The organism is Ursidibacter maritimus (genome assembly GCF_009761395.1).
GTDB classification, from domain to species: domain Bacteria; phylum Pseudomonadota; class Gammaproteobacteria; order Enterobacterales; family Pasteurellaceae; genus Ursidibacter; species Ursidibacter maritimus.
In genome coordinates, this window is sequence record NZ_LEKN01000034.1 from 130,970 (window position 1) to 147,219 (window position 16,250).

15 protein-coding genes and 1 tRNA gene are annotated in these 16,250 nt (G+C 37.5%); 5 read left to right on the forward strand and 11 right to left on the reverse strand.

What is annotated here, in order from left to right; genetic code table 11:
* Positions 1-11 precede the first annotated feature (11 nt).
* The 3 genes from A1D26_RS06475 to fdnG are packed head-to-tail and all read right to left on the reverse strand — an operon-like array spanning position 12 to position 4,654.
* Positions 12-692 (reverse strand): formate dehydrogenase subunit gamma, encoded by a 681-nt coding sequence (locus A1D26_RS06475; protein WP_157403239.1) that lies wholly within the window; start codon positions 690-692, stop codon positions 12-14.
* Entirely contained in the window at positions 685-1,587 is a 903-nt protein-coding gene (gene fdxH / locus A1D26_RS06480; protein ID WP_157403240.1) for a formate dehydrogenase subunit beta, read from the reverse strand. The genes A1D26_RS06475 and fdxH overlap by 8 nt, the downstream gene beginning before the upstream one ends.
* A 1-nt stretch (position 1,588) precedes the next feature.
* The gene (fdnG, locus tag A1D26_RS06485; RefSeq protein ID WP_157403241.1) at positions 1,589-4,654 is read right to left on the reverse strand and encodes a formate dehydrogenase-N subunit alpha; all 3,066 of its coding nucleotides are present in this window, start codon (positions 4,652-4,654) and stop codon (positions 1,589-1,591) included.
* 219 nt (positions 4,655-4,873) lie between these two features.
* Between fdnG and fdhD the strand changes: the two genes are divergently transcribed.
* Entirely contained in the window at positions 4,874-5,683 is an 810-nt protein-coding gene (gene fdhD, locus A1D26_RS06490; RefSeq protein WP_232516816.1) for a formate dehydrogenase accessory sulfurtransferase FdhD, read from the forward strand.
* 54 nt (positions 5,684-5,737) lie between these two features.
* Here fdhD and A1D26_RS06495 read toward each other — a convergent pair whose 3' ends face one another.
* The gene (locus A1D26_RS06495) at positions 5,738-6,403 is read right to left on the reverse strand and encodes an OmpW/AlkL family protein (protein WP_157403243.1); all 666 of its coding nucleotides are present in this window, start codon (positions 6,401-6,403) and stop codon (positions 5,738-5,740) included.
* Between the two features lie 175 nt (positions 6,404-6,578).
* Positions 6,579-7,211 (reverse strand): TIGR01621 family pseudouridine synthase, encoded by a 633-nt coding sequence (locus tag A1D26_RS06500; protein ID WP_157403244.1) that lies wholly within the window; start codon positions 7,209-7,211, stop codon positions 6,579-6,581.
* A gap of 70 nt (positions 7,212-7,281) precedes the next feature.
* Between A1D26_RS06500 and A1D26_RS06505 the strand changes: the two genes are divergently transcribed.
* Positions 7,282-7,923 carry a histidine phosphatase family protein gene (locus tag A1D26_RS06505; RefSeq protein ID WP_157403245.1) on the forward strand — a complete coding sequence of 214 codons (642 nt, stop codon included), beginning with the start codon at positions 7,282-7,284 and terminating at the stop codon, positions 7,921-7,923.
* Between the two features lie 38 nt (positions 7,924-7,961).
* Here the strand turns inward: A1D26_RS06505 and A1D26_RS06510 are convergent, their stop codons facing one another.
* From A1D26_RS06510 to pckA, 4 genes are all read right to left on the reverse strand, one after another.
* Positions 7,962-8,243 carry a DUF1294 domain-containing protein gene (locus A1D26_RS06510; protein WP_157403246.1) on the reverse strand — a complete coding sequence of 94 codons (282 nt, stop codon included), beginning with the start codon at positions 8,241-8,243 and terminating at the stop codon, positions 7,962-7,964.
* Between the two features lie 84 nt (positions 8,244-8,327).
* A complete protein-coding gene (gene glyA / locus A1D26_RS06515; protein WP_157394206.1) occupies positions 8,328-9,590 on the reverse strand; it encodes a serine hydroxymethyltransferase in 1,263 nt (420 codons plus the stop codon).
* A 130-nt stretch (positions 9,591-9,720) separates the two neighbouring features.
* Positions 9,721-12,312: a bifunctional uridylyltransferase/uridylyl-removing protein GlnD gene (glnD, locus tag A1D26_RS06520; RefSeq protein WP_157403247.1), complete on the reverse strand. Its 2,592-nt coding sequence runs from the start codon at positions 12,310-12,312 to the stop codon at positions 9,721-9,723.
* 134 nt (positions 12,313-12,446) lie between these two features.
* The gene (gene pckA, locus A1D26_RS06525; protein ID WP_157403248.1) at positions 12,447-14,057 is read right to left on the reverse strand and encodes a phosphoenolpyruvate carboxykinase (ATP); all 1,611 of its coding nucleotides are present in this window, start codon (positions 14,055-14,057) and stop codon (positions 12,447-12,449) included.
* A 229-nt stretch (positions 14,058-14,286) separates the two neighbouring features.
* Between pckA and ftsB the strand changes: the two genes are divergently transcribed.
* From ftsB to ispF, 3 genes are read left to right on the forward strand one after another with little or no spacing between them, the layout of a single operon-like run.
* A complete protein-coding gene (gene ftsB, locus A1D26_RS06530; protein ID WP_157403249.1) occupies positions 14,287-14,562 on the forward strand; it encodes a cell division protein FtsB in 276 nt (91 codons plus the stop codon).
* Positions 14,563-14,577: 15 nt separating this feature from the next.
* Positions 14,578-15,264 (forward strand): 2-C-methyl-D-erythritol 4-phosphate cytidylyltransferase, encoded by a 687-nt coding sequence (ispD, locus tag A1D26_RS06535; protein WP_157403250.1) that lies wholly within the window; start codon positions 14,578-14,580, stop codon positions 15,262-15,264.
* Positions 15,257-15,736: a 2-C-methyl-D-erythritol 2,4-cyclodiphosphate synthase gene (gene ispF / locus A1D26_RS06540; RefSeq protein ID WP_157403251.1), complete on the forward strand. Its 480-nt coding sequence runs from the start codon at positions 15,257-15,259 to the stop codon at positions 15,734-15,736. The genes ispD and ispF overlap by 8 nt, the downstream gene beginning before the upstream one ends.
* A 16-nt stretch (positions 15,737-15,752) precedes the next feature.
* On the opposite strand, the gene A1D26_RS06545 is transcribed toward ispF, so the two are convergent.
* Positions 15,753-16,022, reverse strand: a complete 270-nt coding sequence (locus A1D26_RS06545; RefSeq protein ID WP_157403252.1) for a GNAT family N-acetyltransferase — start codon at positions 16,020-16,022, stop codon at positions 15,753-15,755.
* Positions 16,023-16,099: 77 nt separating this feature from the next.
* Positions 16,100-16,176, reverse strand: a tRNA-Met gene (locus tag A1D26_RS06550).
* Positions 16,177-16,250 lie beyond the last annotated feature (74 nt).

Consider the following 16,250-nt stretch of genomic DNA (forward strand, 5'->3'; position numbering starts at 1 on the left):
GCCCTTTGATTTTATTTATTGTTTTTCTGCTTTTCAGCCAACTCTTTTTCAAGTTCTGGTAATACTTCTTCACGATACCAACGTGGGTGGTGTTTTTTCGCCCAGCGTACCGTTACCCAGCCTTCTACCATTCCACGAATTGACCCTTTTACCCAGAATGCCATATAAATATGCACCATAATGCCTGTAAAGAGTAAGAACGCACAGGCTGAATGGAATAAAATCGCAATTCGGATAACTGGAATTGGGAAATTATGTGCGAAATATTGACGCCACATAATGATACCTGTAATCAATAGGGTAAACATTGCCAAAATAAGTGTCCAGAATAACATTTTCTGTCCAAGGTTATATTTACCATTATCTGAAACAGCATGTTCATTACCTTTCAATACTTCTACAATATTAAGCAACCATACCCAGTCGTTTTTTTCTGGGAAGTTATGGTGCCAATAAATTCTAACCATATTCAAAAAGGCAAGGAACATCACAATCCCTGTAAATGGGTGGATCATTCTCGCTAATTGAGGTGTTCCAAGAATTTGTACCAACCAAGAGAGATCAGGGAAGAAAAATGCTAATCCTGATAACCCGGTTAAGAAAAAACAGAACACTAATAGCCAGTGGCTTAAACGAGCGGGTAATTTATGACGAACAATTTTTAGATCATCTTTAATATGAATCTTACTCATTGTGACCTCCTTGATGTTCTTCATCATGCTCATCTAATTCTTCCGTATTAGGACCAATCGCAATGTAGTGCGCAGCTGCACTGATTGCTAAGCCACCCATTGCAACAGCAGCAACTGGTTTTAATACATCTTTCCAAAGAGTAATGGTTGGGTCAATCTTCGGATCTTTCGGTAAGCCTGAATATAACTCTGGTTTATCCGCGTGGTGTAACACATACATAACGTGTGTACCACCGACACCTTCTGGGTCATACAAGCCAGCATTGTCGTAACCACGAGATTTTAAGTCTTGAATACGTTTTTCCGCATAGACTTTCATCTCTTCTTTACTACCAAAGCGAATTGCTCCTGTCGGGCAGGTTTTCACACAAGCGGGTTCTTGCCCTACATTTACACGATCAACACAAAGTGTACATTTATACACACGATGATCTTCAGGATTCATTCGTGGAATATTAAATGGACAGCCCGCAATACAATAACCGCAACCAATACACTTGTCAGATTGGAAATCAACAATACCATTAGCATACTGAATAATAGCGCCTGGTGAAGGACAAGATTTTAAACAACCTGGTTCGGTACAGTGCATACAACCATCTTTACGGATCAACCATTCTAAGCGGTCGTTTTCTTCCACTTCATTGAATTTCATCACCGTCCATGCTTTTGCATTTAGGTCGATTGGGTTATCGTAAACACCTACACATGCCTCTGGTTCTGCACGAATATCATTCCATTCTGAACAACCCACCTGGCAGGCTTTACAACCGATACAGGTGGTGACGTCAATCAGTTTTGCCACTTCGACTTGATGATCACGAGCGTGTGGCGGTGGTGTCAGCCCCGATGTTGCAGAGGCTTTAATAATGTTTTGAGATTGTACTACACCCATTTTATGCCCCCACTTTCTCAATATTCACTAACATACATTTCGATTCAGGTGTTTGCGTATTGGCATCGCCTGTACGAACCGTTAAGTTATTTGCAAAGAAGCCTTTCTTCGCCCCTGTTGTTGCTGCAAAGCCCCAGTGAATTGGAATACCGATTGTATGAATTGGTTTTCCATCGGATACTAATGCACGAATACGTTTAGTTACCACAGCAACAGCTTTGATATAACCACGTTTTGAGCTGACTTTCACTACATCACCGTGTTTAATGCCCTTCTCTGCTGCTAATGCCTCACCAATTTCAACAAACTGCTCTGGCTGTGCGATGACGTTTAATAATACGTTTTTCGTCCAATAGTGGAAGTGTTCTGTTAAGCGGTAAGTTGTTCCTACATAAGGGAAATCTTTAGATGTACCTAAATCTTCCTTATCGCTTGGTAAAATACGTGCAACTGGGCTTGAAACCACATTCGGATGTAATGGGTTTGTTCCAATTGGTGTTTCCATTGGTTCATAATGCTCAGGGAACGGACCATCAGTCATACGCTCACGCACAAATAAACCACTTACCCCTTCAGGTTGCATAATAAATGGCATTGTTGGACTATTTGGTGGTGCTGTACCGAAGTCTGCTACATCAACATAGTTCCAGTTTTTACCATTCCATTTTACTAATTGGCGTTTAGGGTTAAATGGATTTCCTGCTAAGTCTGCACTTGCACGGTTATATACAATACGGCGGTTTAATGGCCAAGCAAACGCCCAACCAAGTGTATTACCTAAGTTAGATGGATCGGAATTATCGCGATTTGCCATCTGGTTACCTTTTGGTGTCCACTGTCCCGTATAAATCCAACAAGCACCCGATGTCGTACCATCATCACGCATTTGAGCAAAACTTGAGAGTAAGTCGCCTTTCTTCACAATTACATTGCCATTTGCATCAAATACATCTTCAAGAGCATAACCATTGTTTTCTTTTGCAACTTCTTCTGCTTTTGGCTCAAGTGGGTTTGCATAATCCCAACTCATTGCTTCTAACGGCTCAATTGGTGCTTTTCCACCTTCTTTATGATAGAGATGAATAAGCTCTGCACGCAATTCAGATAAAATTTCCCCGTCCGTTTTAGCTTCACCTGGTGGTTCTGCACCTTTCCAGTGCCACTGTAACCAACGACCAGAGTTCGCAATTGAACCATCTTCTTCGACGAAACAAGTAGTCGGCAAGCGGAAAACTTCAGTTTGGATTTCTTCTGTTTTAACATCGTTATATTCGCCATAATTTTTCCAGAACTCTGAGGTATCTGTTACAAGCGGGTCGAAAATAACTAAATATTTCAAGTTACTTAAGGCTTTAATAATCTTCTGCGAGTTCGGGTAAGACGCAATAGGGTTCATACCTTGGCAGAAGAAACCATTCACTTTACCTTGATACATTGCCTCAATATAGCGGAACTGATCTGTTCCACCTTTAGGCTGTTTTGGTAAGTAATGGTAGCCAAATTCATTCTCTTTTGTTCCTTTACTACCGTAGAATGATTTCAACATACTCACCATAAATTTTGGTGTATTTTGCCAATAGTTAACCTGATCTTTCATCATCGTTTTTGGCGTAATACGATTTAAGAAAGATTCTAGGCTTACATCTGTTTCTGTTGGTAGCGGTAAATAAGCAGGCAAACGATTAGGGAATAATCCTAAGTCTGTAATACCTTGTACATTCGAGTGTCCACGCAAAGCATTTACACCACCACCAGCAACACCAATATTCCCTAATAACAGCTGAATAATTGCCATAGAACGAATATTTTGTGAGCCAATAGTATGTTGTGTCCAACCTAACGCATATAAGAATGTTGCTGCCTTATCTGGAGCGGCTGTCTTGGCAATTTCTTCACAGAAAATATTAAAATCTTTCTGTGATGTTCCTGTAATACGCTCTACCATTTCAGGTGTATAACGTTCAACGTGTTCACGCAACATATTTAATACACAACGTGGATGTTGAAGTGTTAAATCACGTTTTGGCTGCCCTTCTTCATCAAATTGATAAGCCCAAGTTGATTTATCATATTGACGAGTTTCAGCGTTATAACCCGAGAATAAGCCATCTTCAAATTTAAAATCTTCATTCACTAAGAATGATGCATTAGTATAGTGTTTTACATACTCGTGCTGAATTTTATCGTTTTTCAATAAATAACGAATAACGCCAGATAAGAATGCAATATCCGTACCTGAACGAATCGGCATATAGGTATCAGCAACAGCTGCTGTACGGTTAAAACGTGGATCAACCACAATTAACTTCGCCGCATTTTGTTTTTTAGCCTCAATCGCCCAACGGAACCCAACAGGGTGAGCTTCCGCAGCATTACCGCCCATTACAATAACTAAATCAGCATTTTTAATATCAACCCAGTGATTGGTCATCGCACCGCGACCAAATGTTGGAGCAAGACTTGCTACCGTTGGTCCGTGTCAGATACTCGCTTGGTTATCTGTAAAAACAATACCGAGAGAACGCACAAATTTTTGGGTTAGAATCCCCGTTTCATTACTACAAGCAGAACCTGCTAAGAAACCTGCTGTCATCCAACGGTTTACCTCAACACCTTGATCGTTATGAGTAATAAAGTTCTCATCACGGTCTGCTTTCATATGTTTGGCAATACGTTCAATCGCTTCGTGCCAAGAAATACGTTTCCATTCATTTGTTCCAGCTTCACGCACTTCTGGATACATTAAACGGCGATCACTATTTACATAATCTAACGCCCCTGCCCCTTTTGGACATAATGCTCCACGACTGACTGGGTGATCAGGATCGCCCTCAATATGAATTAATTTACCTTTACTGTTCATTGCGCCATCGCCTAAGCTATATAGCAACATTCCACAGCCTACTGCACAATAAGTACAGGTATTGCGCGTTTCCTTCATACGCAATAATTTGTATTCACGCGGTGCTGCTAATGCGGTTGCTGGGGCGAAACCCAACATCGCAGCAGACGTACCCGCCATACCACCTGCACAGATCTTAAAGAACTTTCTTCTACTGACCTGCATAACTCACTCCTAAAACACCGCATTTGCGGCAACTTAACTATTTAAAAAAATTAGCTTATATGCTTCGCTCATTACTGTTATTATTGAATAAATAACCTTAAGAGCAAATTGATTTATTGGTTAAATTAGCAACAAATTTGATATAAACTAAAATTTGCACAATGATACATTTTTTTAACAAAATAAACTATGCTAGAAACTGATTTTTTAGAAAATAACGTGAATTTGATCACAAAAATAAATATAAACCGTCTGGTTATTGAGAATAATTCTCTTTTATCAATTAAAAAGGAAGATTTTTTAATTAAAGAAGTGCCTGTTGCACTTGTTTATAATGGTATTTCACATACAGTAATGATGTGTACACCAAATAATTTAGCTGATTTTGCATTAGGATTTTCACTTGCTGAAAATATTCTGAATCATAAAGGGGAATTATATTCGCTAGATATTATCGAAAATAATAATGGCATAGAAATTCAAATGGAAATATCCAGTCGTCAATTTGCTGCGTTAAAAGAAAAAAGACGCACAATGGCAGGAAGAACAGGGTGCGGTATTTGTGGTGTTGAACAGCTAGAACAAGTACAACAAAATTGTAAATTTTTCCCAAAATCTCACCGCTTACATTCCATTGAACCGATAATTTTTGATCACTGTCTAGCCCAACTAGAACAACATCAAATCTTAGCAAAGCAAACTGGAGCAAGCCACGCAGCTGCTTTTTTTGCTCCAAATGGAGAAATGCTCGCTATCCGAGAAGATGTTGGCAGACACGTTGCACTAGATAAATTACTAGGTTGGTATGCTAAGGCTAATCAGCCACTAGGATTTGTATTTGTGACAAGTCGAGCGAGTTTTGAAATGGTACAAAAATGCTTAGCTTGTGGCATTGAAATGCTCTGTGCAATATCAGCTACAACAGAAATGGCATATAAAATGGCACAAGAAAATAATTTCACATTATTAGCCTTTACTCGAAAAGGAAAAGCTACAATTTATTCTGGGCAAGAACGTTTAATATTATAAATAAAAAAATACCGCTTATTTAAGAATATAAGCGGTATTTTTTATTATGTTATTTTAGAATCTATATGAAAGACCTGCAAAATATACAATTGGATCTAATTTAATTTTTACTTCGTGATTTAGTCCTAATGCACTAAAGTTAGCTTTAGTTTTAATACGGGTGTACCATAATGCTGTATTTAAATAAAGTTTATCCGCTAATTTAATATCAATACCAGCATTAACAACTGGGCCAAATGAATGTTTTTTAACTTGTAAATTTGTAACCGCAGGATTAAGCGATTTAGCACTAAAGAAACGAGTATAATTTAAACCCGCTCCGATATAAGGTCTTGCACCTGCATCTTTATCTAAGAAATAATACTGTGCATATAAACTTGGTGGTAAGTGTTTTACTTTAACCACATTTGGAATAGGCAGTCCATTTGGTAATACGCCAGCGACAGGTTGAACAGACGCATCTATTTTATGTGAAAATGGTGTAGCTCCGAGTAATTCAATACCAATATTATCTGTGAGCATATAGGTTGCTGTTAAACCTAATTGTGCATTATTGCGAACATCTAAAGTAATATCGACAGGTGTTGTTGTTTTTGAACTTGAATTTGCATCGACAAACACACCACCAATACGGAAAATTGCACTACCTGCCTCGTGTGCCATTGCTGAGCTTGCTAATAAAGCTGAACCGAATATAACCACTAATGCTGATTTTTTCATTTTGAACCCCTTTTACTATTGTTGAAAAACAAGTAACAAAAATGTTACTAAATGCATATTATTGTAAAAAAGGGTAAATAAAATGTTTTTGATAAATATCAAAAAATAGCAATGAATTATTCCAAGCTAAATGTTATTAAATTATTTTATTTTTTAAAATTTGATCTAACACAATTTATATATTTACACTCACTATTTTCTGCCATAAATCTCCTGTTTCAGGATCAGCACTAATTACAAAAAATTGCTGCTGATATTCAAAGGCTAATTGATAGGCGTGTAAATACACTCGATCTGATTTTTCCCCAGAATAAAGATCATCGCCTAAAATTGGACTCCCTAAGCTTTTCATAGCCACACGCAGTTGATGTGTTTTTCCTGTTTTAGGTTGTAACACAAAATGTCTTAAATTAGGTTCAAGCGAATAAGATTGAAATAGCGTAACGGCTGGATTTTCTTTGGTATGGCATAATTTCCACGCTCCGTTACGACTTTTTTGCATATCACCGACTACTCTACCTTGTTTCTTTTTAGGCTTCTGATTGGATAATGCCCAATATGTTTTTTGGATTTTATGATTGATGAATAAGTTATAAAAATAAGCCGCCGTTTCTTTGTTCAAGGCGAGAATCAACAACCCTGATGTAACTTTATCTAAACGATGAACCAACCAAACTTGCTCAACGCCTAGTTGTGTTGCAATTTGTTCGGTTAATCCAACCGCTTGTTCATCTTTATGAACGCTAATCCCAGCAGGTTTATTGATAATGACAAAATCAGAATGGTGATAACAGACAGTAAAATGCATTGATTTTTGCTATACTCTAAAAAATAGATGCAAATAGCATAACGGATAATCTAGATTAAAGGAAAGAAAAATGGCATTACATCTCTATTTAATTCGTCACGGTCGCACCGAATGGAATGAAAAAGGTTTATTACAAGGCACTGGAGACTCCCCTTTGCTCGAAGAAGGAATTTTAGGAGCGAAACAAACAGGTAAAGCTCTGGCAGATATTCCCTTCTCAGCCTGTTACTCAAGCCTAATGAAGCGAGCTCAAGATACGGCGGATTACATCATTGGTGAGCGTAATATCCCACATTTCCATCATAAAGGAATCAATGAAATTCACTTTGGCAAATGGGAAGGAAAACGTTCGGTAGATTTAGCAGAACACCCCGAATATATTTTATTAAGGACAGATCCTAAACAATATCAAGCTATTGAAAGCCAAGGGGAAACCATCGAACAACTTTACCAACGAGTTACACTCGCATTGCAACAAATTATCGAACGCCATCAAGATGGCGAAAATGTATTGATTGTTTCACACGGAATGACATTAACACTTTTGACTGCAGTCTTAAAGGGTATTCATTGGCACGATTTCCGTAATCCTGAATTACACACCTTTGTAGCCAATACTGCGATCAATGTCTTAAAAGTGGAAAATGGACAGTATGAATTGATTAAGTTTAATGATGTGGAACATTTAGATCCGTCAAGCTATGTCAAATAAGATAATCGTCATAGGGGCTGTTAGCCCCTATCTCGACCCTATGGGGTATAGTAGATAAGATAATAAATCATCGCTGGTAATATAAATATCCAAAAGAAAAAAGACAGAATAACTACCGCGTGAAATTGCCAATGTTGTGTCTTATGTCGCCCATATTTCATCATTAGATAAGTCCCTAAAAAACCGCCAACAACACAAAAGAAAAAAAGGTTTGACTCAGGTACTCGCCACGCCTTTTGTATTGCCCGTTGTTTATCAATATACATTAAATAAGCACTAATACAATTCACACAAATAAAATAGATGGCTATATATAACATTGTTATATCCACATTAAACATAAAAAATAAAACCCCGAACGCATTCGGGGTTTGTAAAAAATCAGCGTAATCTAACCGCTTACATTATGGGTAAACTGGTAAGCGTTTGCAAATATCTAATACTTTTGCTTTAGTTGCTTCAATAACCGCTTGGTGATTGTCTTGGTTAATGCTATCTAACACATCACACATCCAACCTGCTAATTCAACAACTTCCGCCTCTTTAAAACCACGACGAGTTACAGATGGAGTACCTACACGAATACCTGATGTAATAAATGGTTTTTGTGGGTCATTTGGTACAGCATTTTTGTTTACAGTAATGTTCGCCTGACCTAAAGCGGCATCTGCTGCTTTACCTGTTAAACCTTTAGAAACTAAATCAACAAGGAATAAGTGGTTTTCAGTTCCATTTGATACCACGTTGTAACCACGTTGTTTAAATACTTCAACCATTGCTTTCGCATTCTTGATAACTTGTTTCTGGTACTCTTTGTATTCAGGCTCTAGTGCTTCTTTGAAACATACCGCTTTTGCAGCAACAACGTGAACTAATGGGCCACCTTGGTTTGCAGGGAATACAGAGCTTTGTAGTTTTTTGTATAATTCTTCATCTTTTGCATTAGAAAGAATTAAACCACCACGAGGGCCGCCTAATGTTTTGTGTGTTGTGGTTGTAACGATATGTGCGTGAGGAAGTGGGCTTGGGTAAACACCAGCTGCAATTAAACCTGCAACGTGAGCCATATCCACAAATAAATACGCACCAACTTCATCTGCGATTTCACGCAATTTTGCCCAATCTACGATTTGAGAATATGCAGAGAAACCACCTACGATCATTTTTGGTTTGCACTCTAATGCTTTTTGACGGATATCTTCGTAATCTAAGAAACCTTCTGCAGTAATACCGTATTGAACAGCGTTATAAATTTTACCAGAGAAACTAACACTTGCACCGTGAGTTAAATGCCCACCGTGAGCTAAGCTCATACCTAAAATAGTATCGTGTGGTTGAAGTAACGCACCATAAACTGCTGCATTCGCTTGTGAGCCTGAGTGTGGTTGTACGTTTACATAATCTGCACCAAATAACTCTTTTGCACGGTCGATTGCTAATTGTTCAACGATATCCGCATATTCGCAACCACCATAGTAACGTTTACCTGGATAGCCTTCCGCATATTTATTGGTAAATTGTGAACCTTGAGCTTCCATTACACGAGGGCTTGCATAGTTCTCAGAAGCGATAAGCTCAATATGTTCTTCTTGACGACGGTTCTCATCTTGAATAGCTTGCCATAATACTGGATCGTAATCAGCGATATTCATATCACGTCTTAACATCGGTAAATCTCCTATAAAGTAATCGTTTGCGTAAATAAAAACTCGCACATTCTACGCATTTTTCAACAAATTCGGTAGTGTTTTTTAACAAAAATAATCACAACTTATCAGAAGTATGTCTGAAAATTGGTTAGCCAGCTAACTCATCTAACAACTGTTGTTTTAATTGAGCTTTTTCCATCTCATCAAGTGCTTTTCCTTGTGAATTAGTTACAACAAAAAAATCTTCTACTCGTTCACCTATCGTTGTGATTTTGGCATTAACTAAATTTAGCGAATGTTGGTTGAAAATATTACCAATTTGAGCCAAAAGACCTTCTCGATCTAAAGTAAAAAGCTCAAAAGCGGTATGATTTTTCTGAGAATTAGCTAAAAAACGGATTTTTGTTTTACGTTTAAACGATTGATGTTTAATCGGTTTTTTAGCTAATTTTAACGGCTTTTGCTCAGTTTGAGTTAATGCCTTTATCAATGCTTGATGAATGTCGTAACTACGCTCATCACTTAAAGGTTTACCGTTACTTTCAGTGATAATAAAACTATCCAACACTCGCCCATTTTCTCCCGTAATAATTTGAGCATCGTGAATGCTGATTTTTTTCTGGCTTAGTGTATGTGCAATTCTGGCAAATAATTGTGGTTGATCATCACAATGCACAAAAATTTCCGTTGCTCCTCGTGCATATTGGTTACTGACAAGAACCATAGGTAACTTTGAATGATGCAAATAACGCTCTGCGTGCCAAACAAGCTGTGTTGAGCTATTGCGGATAAAATAGCTATTCGGACAAGTTTGCCAAAATGCGATAAGTTGTTGATGTTCCGTCTCCGTTAAGCTCTGTTGTTGAGTCAATTGTGCAAGAGCTTGTTGGCGATGTTCCATTTCAATTTTTTGATAATCAATAGATTGTTCATTACCAATCGCCAGTTGTTCTTGAGTAAATTGAAAAAGTTTACGAAAAAGTGACCGCTTCCAATCATTCCATAATGATTCATTCGTTGCACAAATATCAGCAACAGTTAGGCAAGTTAATGCGGAAAGAGCGGTTTGATTACCAACAATTTTTGCAAATGCTTTGACGACTTCAGGATCGTGAATATCTCGACGTTGTGCGGTAATTGACATCGTCAAATGTTCTGCCACAAGCCACACCATATAATCAGTATCGGATAGGCTAAAGTTGTGCTGTTCGGCAAATTGACGCATATCTATTGCGCCTTCTACTGCGTGATCGCCTTCTCGGCCTTTCGCAATATCGTGAAATAACGCCGAAAAATAGAGCAATGGTAAATTTGGCAAGGCGGGTAATAATTCGCAACAAAGTGGGTGATTTTCTTGGTTTCGGTTATCTAAAAAACTCTCTAGTTTCAACATTACACGAATAGTATGTTCATCAACGGTATAAATATGGAACATATCAAATTGCATTAAACCTTCAATACTTTTCCATTGGGGTAAATAAGCTGAAAGTACGCCAAACTGATGCATTGGTACGATAGCTCGTTTTACCATATTAGGTTGCTGAAATAGCTTGATAAATCCTTGTCGTGCTAATGGATCTTCGCTTAATGGACGTTGTAATTTGCGTAAGGAAAGACGTAATTGACGTAACGTATGGGTATCAATAGTGGCTTGTGGATATTGAGTAAGATGTAAGAAAAGCTCCAGTATAGTATGTGGTGTTTGTATAAAACAGGCAGGATCTATGCAATAAATAGCACTATTTTGCAGAATAAATGCGTGATCAAGCGGTTGTTTCTCTACATTTTTTTGCAACATCTTTGAGGTATGAAGATGCTCTTGTTCAAAACTATCTAATAATAACTGGCTAAGCTGAGAAATAGACTGTGTTGCTTGGAAAAAGGTTTTCATCATTGCTTCAACAGGCTGATTGCCTTCACCTTGATAACCTAACTGCTCGCTTAGTTGTAGCTGTCGATCGAAACGTAAGCGGTTGTCGTAACGTTTAAGCTGTAAGTGCAAACCGAAACGCATTCGGAACAATACTTTTTCAGCCTGTTGTAATTCTTGATATTCTTCAGGATATAAAATTCCTTTTTCTAGTAGGTGTTCTAAACGATAAACACCATATTGGCGGAGCATTATCCACGAGAGTAAATGGAGATCACGCAATCCACCAGGGCTATGTTTTAAATCAGGCTCAAGATTGTAGCTTGTATTGTGATAACGTTCGTAACGAGTTTGTTTCTCAGCCATTTTTGCGTGGAAAAAATCAGAAATAGCCCAAAAATCAGGTTGGTGAAGTTGTTCGAACAGTTGTTGCCAAAGTTTAACATTCCCAATAATAAAACGGCTTTCTAGCATATTGGTTGCAACGGAAATTTCGCTTTTACCAATAGAGATACATTCAGCTAAAGTTCGGATACTTGTTCCTAACTGTAATTTACAATCCCACAATAAATTAAATAACTCATTTAATTTTTGTTGAATAGGCTCATCTAATGTGTGTTCGGCTAATACTAAAATATCCAAATCAGATAATGGAAACATTTCACGCCTGCCATATCCACCTACTGCGACTAAAGCTAAATCAGATCGCTCATTAAAACCGTAGTTTTGCCATAACTTTTGCAAGATGTCGTCATAGAAATCACTGCGTTCGTGGAGTAGTCCAACAACATCCACTTGATTTTCAACAAAACTATTTTTTTGTTTTAGAGAGAATTCAGTTAATGATGTTTTTAAGGATAAACAAGACATTGGATACCTGAGCTGTAAGAATTAGGATTATGGAAATAGTATCACATATAACAGGCCGATTTAGCCAACTATACAAAATAAAAAATAGGCTAAGTTTTCACTTAGCCTATCCACTATTTTAACAAGTTAGCACATTATAGTTTTGGACCAGCCGCCACTAATGCTTTACCTTCATCGTTTGTGGTGTATTTTTCAAAGTTTTTCACGAAACGACCCGCTAAGTCTTCAGCTTTAGCTTGCCATTGTGCTTTATCTGCATAAGTATCGCGTGGATCTAAAATTGCAGGATCAACACCTGGTAATGCGGTTGGTACTGCTAAATCAAAAATCGGTAATGTTTTCATTTCTGCATTTTCGATAGAACCATCTAAAATCGCATCAATGATACCGCGAGTATCTTTGATAGAAATACGTTTTCCTGTACCGTTCCAACCAGTATTAACTAAGTAAGCTTCTGCACCTGATGCTTCCATACGTTTTACTAATACTTCTGCATATTGTGTTGGGTGAAGAGATAAGAATGCAGCACCAAAACACGCTGAGAATGTTGGTGTTGGTTCAGTAATACCACGTTCTGTACCCGCTAGTTTCGCAGTGAAACCAGATAAGAAATAGTATTTAGTTTGTTCTGGCGTTAATTTAGATACTGGTGGTAATACTCCAAACGCATCTGCTGTTAAGAAAATCACTTTCTTCGCGTGACCTGCTTTAGATACTGGCTCAACAATGTTGTTGATATGATAAATTGGGTAAGAAACACGAGTATTTTCTGTTTTTGAACCATCATCATAATCTACTGAACCATCTTCACGCACCACTACGTTTTCTAATAGTGCATCACGTTTGATTGCACCATAAATATCAGGTTCATTTTCAGGTGAAAGTTTAATGGTTTTCGCATAGCAACCACCTTCGTAGTTAAATACGCCATCATCGTCCCAACCGTGTTCATCATCACCAATTAATTTACGTTTTGGATCTGTTGAAAGTGTGGTTTTACCCGTTCCTGATAAACCGAAGAATACCGCAACATCACCTTTTTCACCCACGTTAGCAGAACAGTGCATTGATGCGATACCTTTTAATGGTAACCAGTAATTCATCAGTGAGAATAAACCTTTTTTCATCTCACCACCGTACCAAGTACCACCAATTAATTGAATTTTTTCAGTTAAGTTGAATGCAACAAAGTTCTCTGAATTTAAACCTTGTTCTTTCCAGTTTGGATTAGTTACTTTTGAACCATTCATTACCACGAAATCAGGAGTGAATTCTGCTAGTTCTGCTTCACTTGGACGGATAAACATATTTTTCACGAAGTGAGCTTGCCACGCCACTTCCGTAATAATACGAACTGCAACACGACTATCTTTATTTGCCCCACAGAAAGCATCAATTACAAACAAGCGTTTGTTAGAAAGTTGATTAGTCACTAAATCTTTTAAGCTTTGCCAAGTTGCTTGGTTCATTGGTTTGTTATCATTTTTAACTGCATCAGATGTCCACCAAACAGTATCTTTTGTACTCTCATCAAGTACAATATATTTATCTTTCGGGGAACGACCAGTGAAAATACCAGTATCCACAGCAACTGCACCAGAAGTTGTTAAGCGGCCTTTCTCAAAACCTTGTAACTCTGGTTTCATTTCTTCTTCAAAGAGTTGTTCATAGCTTGGGTTATAAACAATCTCTTTTACGTTAGTAATACCTAAAAGTTCAAGTTCTTGTACAACACGATTTGACATAGTAACACCTCATTTATGGTTAAATTTAAAAACTGGGCGTATTGTAAGAGCATTCAATAAAAAAAAATGTTATCTACTTCAAATTTTTGAAATTTCCTTAAATTTTTTACAAATAAAAATACTGATTTGATAGAATATGAACAGATATTTTGCTAAAGATACAAAAAATACAGCAAAATTTTACTTTTTTGTAACAAAATACTTTTATTTTTATCTAGACAGGACACATATGCGTATCTTAATTGTTTGTTTATCTCTATTGCTATGTTATTTTCAATTTAGTTTTTGGTTTGGAAAAAATGGATGGACTGATTACCAAAAAGTACAACATACTGTTGCAGAATTAAAAGAAGAACATACCGCTTTAGTCTCTCGTAATAATTTGATCAGTGCAGAAATTCAAGATTTGAAAACTGGTTTAAATGCATTAGAAGAACGAGCTAGATTTGATCGAGAAATGATTAAAGAAAATGAAGTGTTTTATCGCATTATTCCACGTCAATAAGGTAGCTGAAAAAAAATGACACGAAACATTGTTGCAATTATCCCTGCCTCTGGTGTAGGAAGTCGAATGCAAAGCCAGTTACCAAAGCAATATTTGAAAATTCAAGCTAAAACGATTTTAGAACATACGTTATCGCTATTTATTGATGATGCTCGGATTTCTAAGATCATCATTGCTATATCAGAAAATGATCGCTACTACTCTATTCTTCCTTTATCAAAACACCCTAAAATTAAAACGGTTTTTGGAGGAGAAACTCGAGCTCATTCAGTATTAAATAGTTTAACGCATCTTACCGAACAAGACTGGGCGTTAGTTCACGATGCTGCTCGCCCTTGTTTGAAGCGGTCAGATCTTGATAAACTTTTGCAAATTACTGATCCGAATGGCGCGATTCTAGCAACTCCAGCTGTTGACACAATTAAGCGTACTGCTGATGGTTGCCATATTGTTCATACCGAAGATAGGGCAACACTATGGCACGCATTAACACCACAATTTTTCCCAGCCATTCCACTTAAAAATGCTATTCAACAAGGGCTAGCACAAGGTCTCGCTATTACCGATGAAGCATCTGCAATGGAATTTGCTGGCTTTCACCCGAAATTAGTTCCAGGTAGAAGCGATAATATCAAGGTAACTCGTCCAGAAGACTTGGCTCTAGCGGAATTTTATTTAACACAAGGAACACAAAATGATTAGAATTGGACACGGTTTTGACGTGCATGCATTCAGTGAACAAGGCCCTTTGATTATTGGTGGGGTAACCATTCCTTATGAAAAAGGTTTTATTGCACATTCAGATGGCGATGTTGCCCTTCACGCTTTAACTGACGCTTTGCTCGGTGCGGCGGCATTGGGTGATATAGGAAAACTTTTCCCCGACACAGATATGGCATATAAAGGCGCGAACAGTCGTGGTTTGCTTATTGAAGCTTATAGACAAGTACAAGCAACAGGATATAAAGTGGGTAATGTTGATGTTACTATTATTGCCCAAGCCCCGAAAATGCGACCTTATATTGAGCAAATGCGTCAAGTGATCGCAGAAGATCTCAAATGTGATGTTTCCCAAGTTAATGTGAAAGCTACTACAACAGAAAAACTAGGTTTTACAGGCAGACAAGAAGGGATTGCTTGCGAAGCTGTCGCGTTGTTGATTAAAAACAATTGATACATTCCTGAAATAATCAAGCGATCAAATCTTGATTGTTTCGCTCCATTCTTTTTTCAATATAACTGCAACTGGGTTTAATTTTTAATTGTTGCTGTTTAGCAAAATCAATCAAGGCATTGTAAAGTTCTCCCGCAATGCCCTTTCCTCTAAATTCTGGCTTAACTTGAGTAGAATAAGCGTCAATTTTATTGACTGAAATATAACGATAAGCCAGTTTACCTTGAGAATGACCATCAACTTGATAAATAAATTGACATAATGATTTTTCGTGGGTAATAGACATAACTTCCCCAAGTTCATAAAGATATTACAGAGAATTATAAAGGCTAGTGTAATTAGAGAAAATATAGATAAGATAAATGGTTGCGGGGGCTGGATTTGAACCAACGACCTTCGGGTTATGAGCCCGACGAGCTACCAAGCTGCTCCACCCCGCGTCAGAAGAAGTCTAATAGTACAGCAAATTACATATTCTTCAAGAAATAAATTTAAAATATCGTTTATTTGCTTT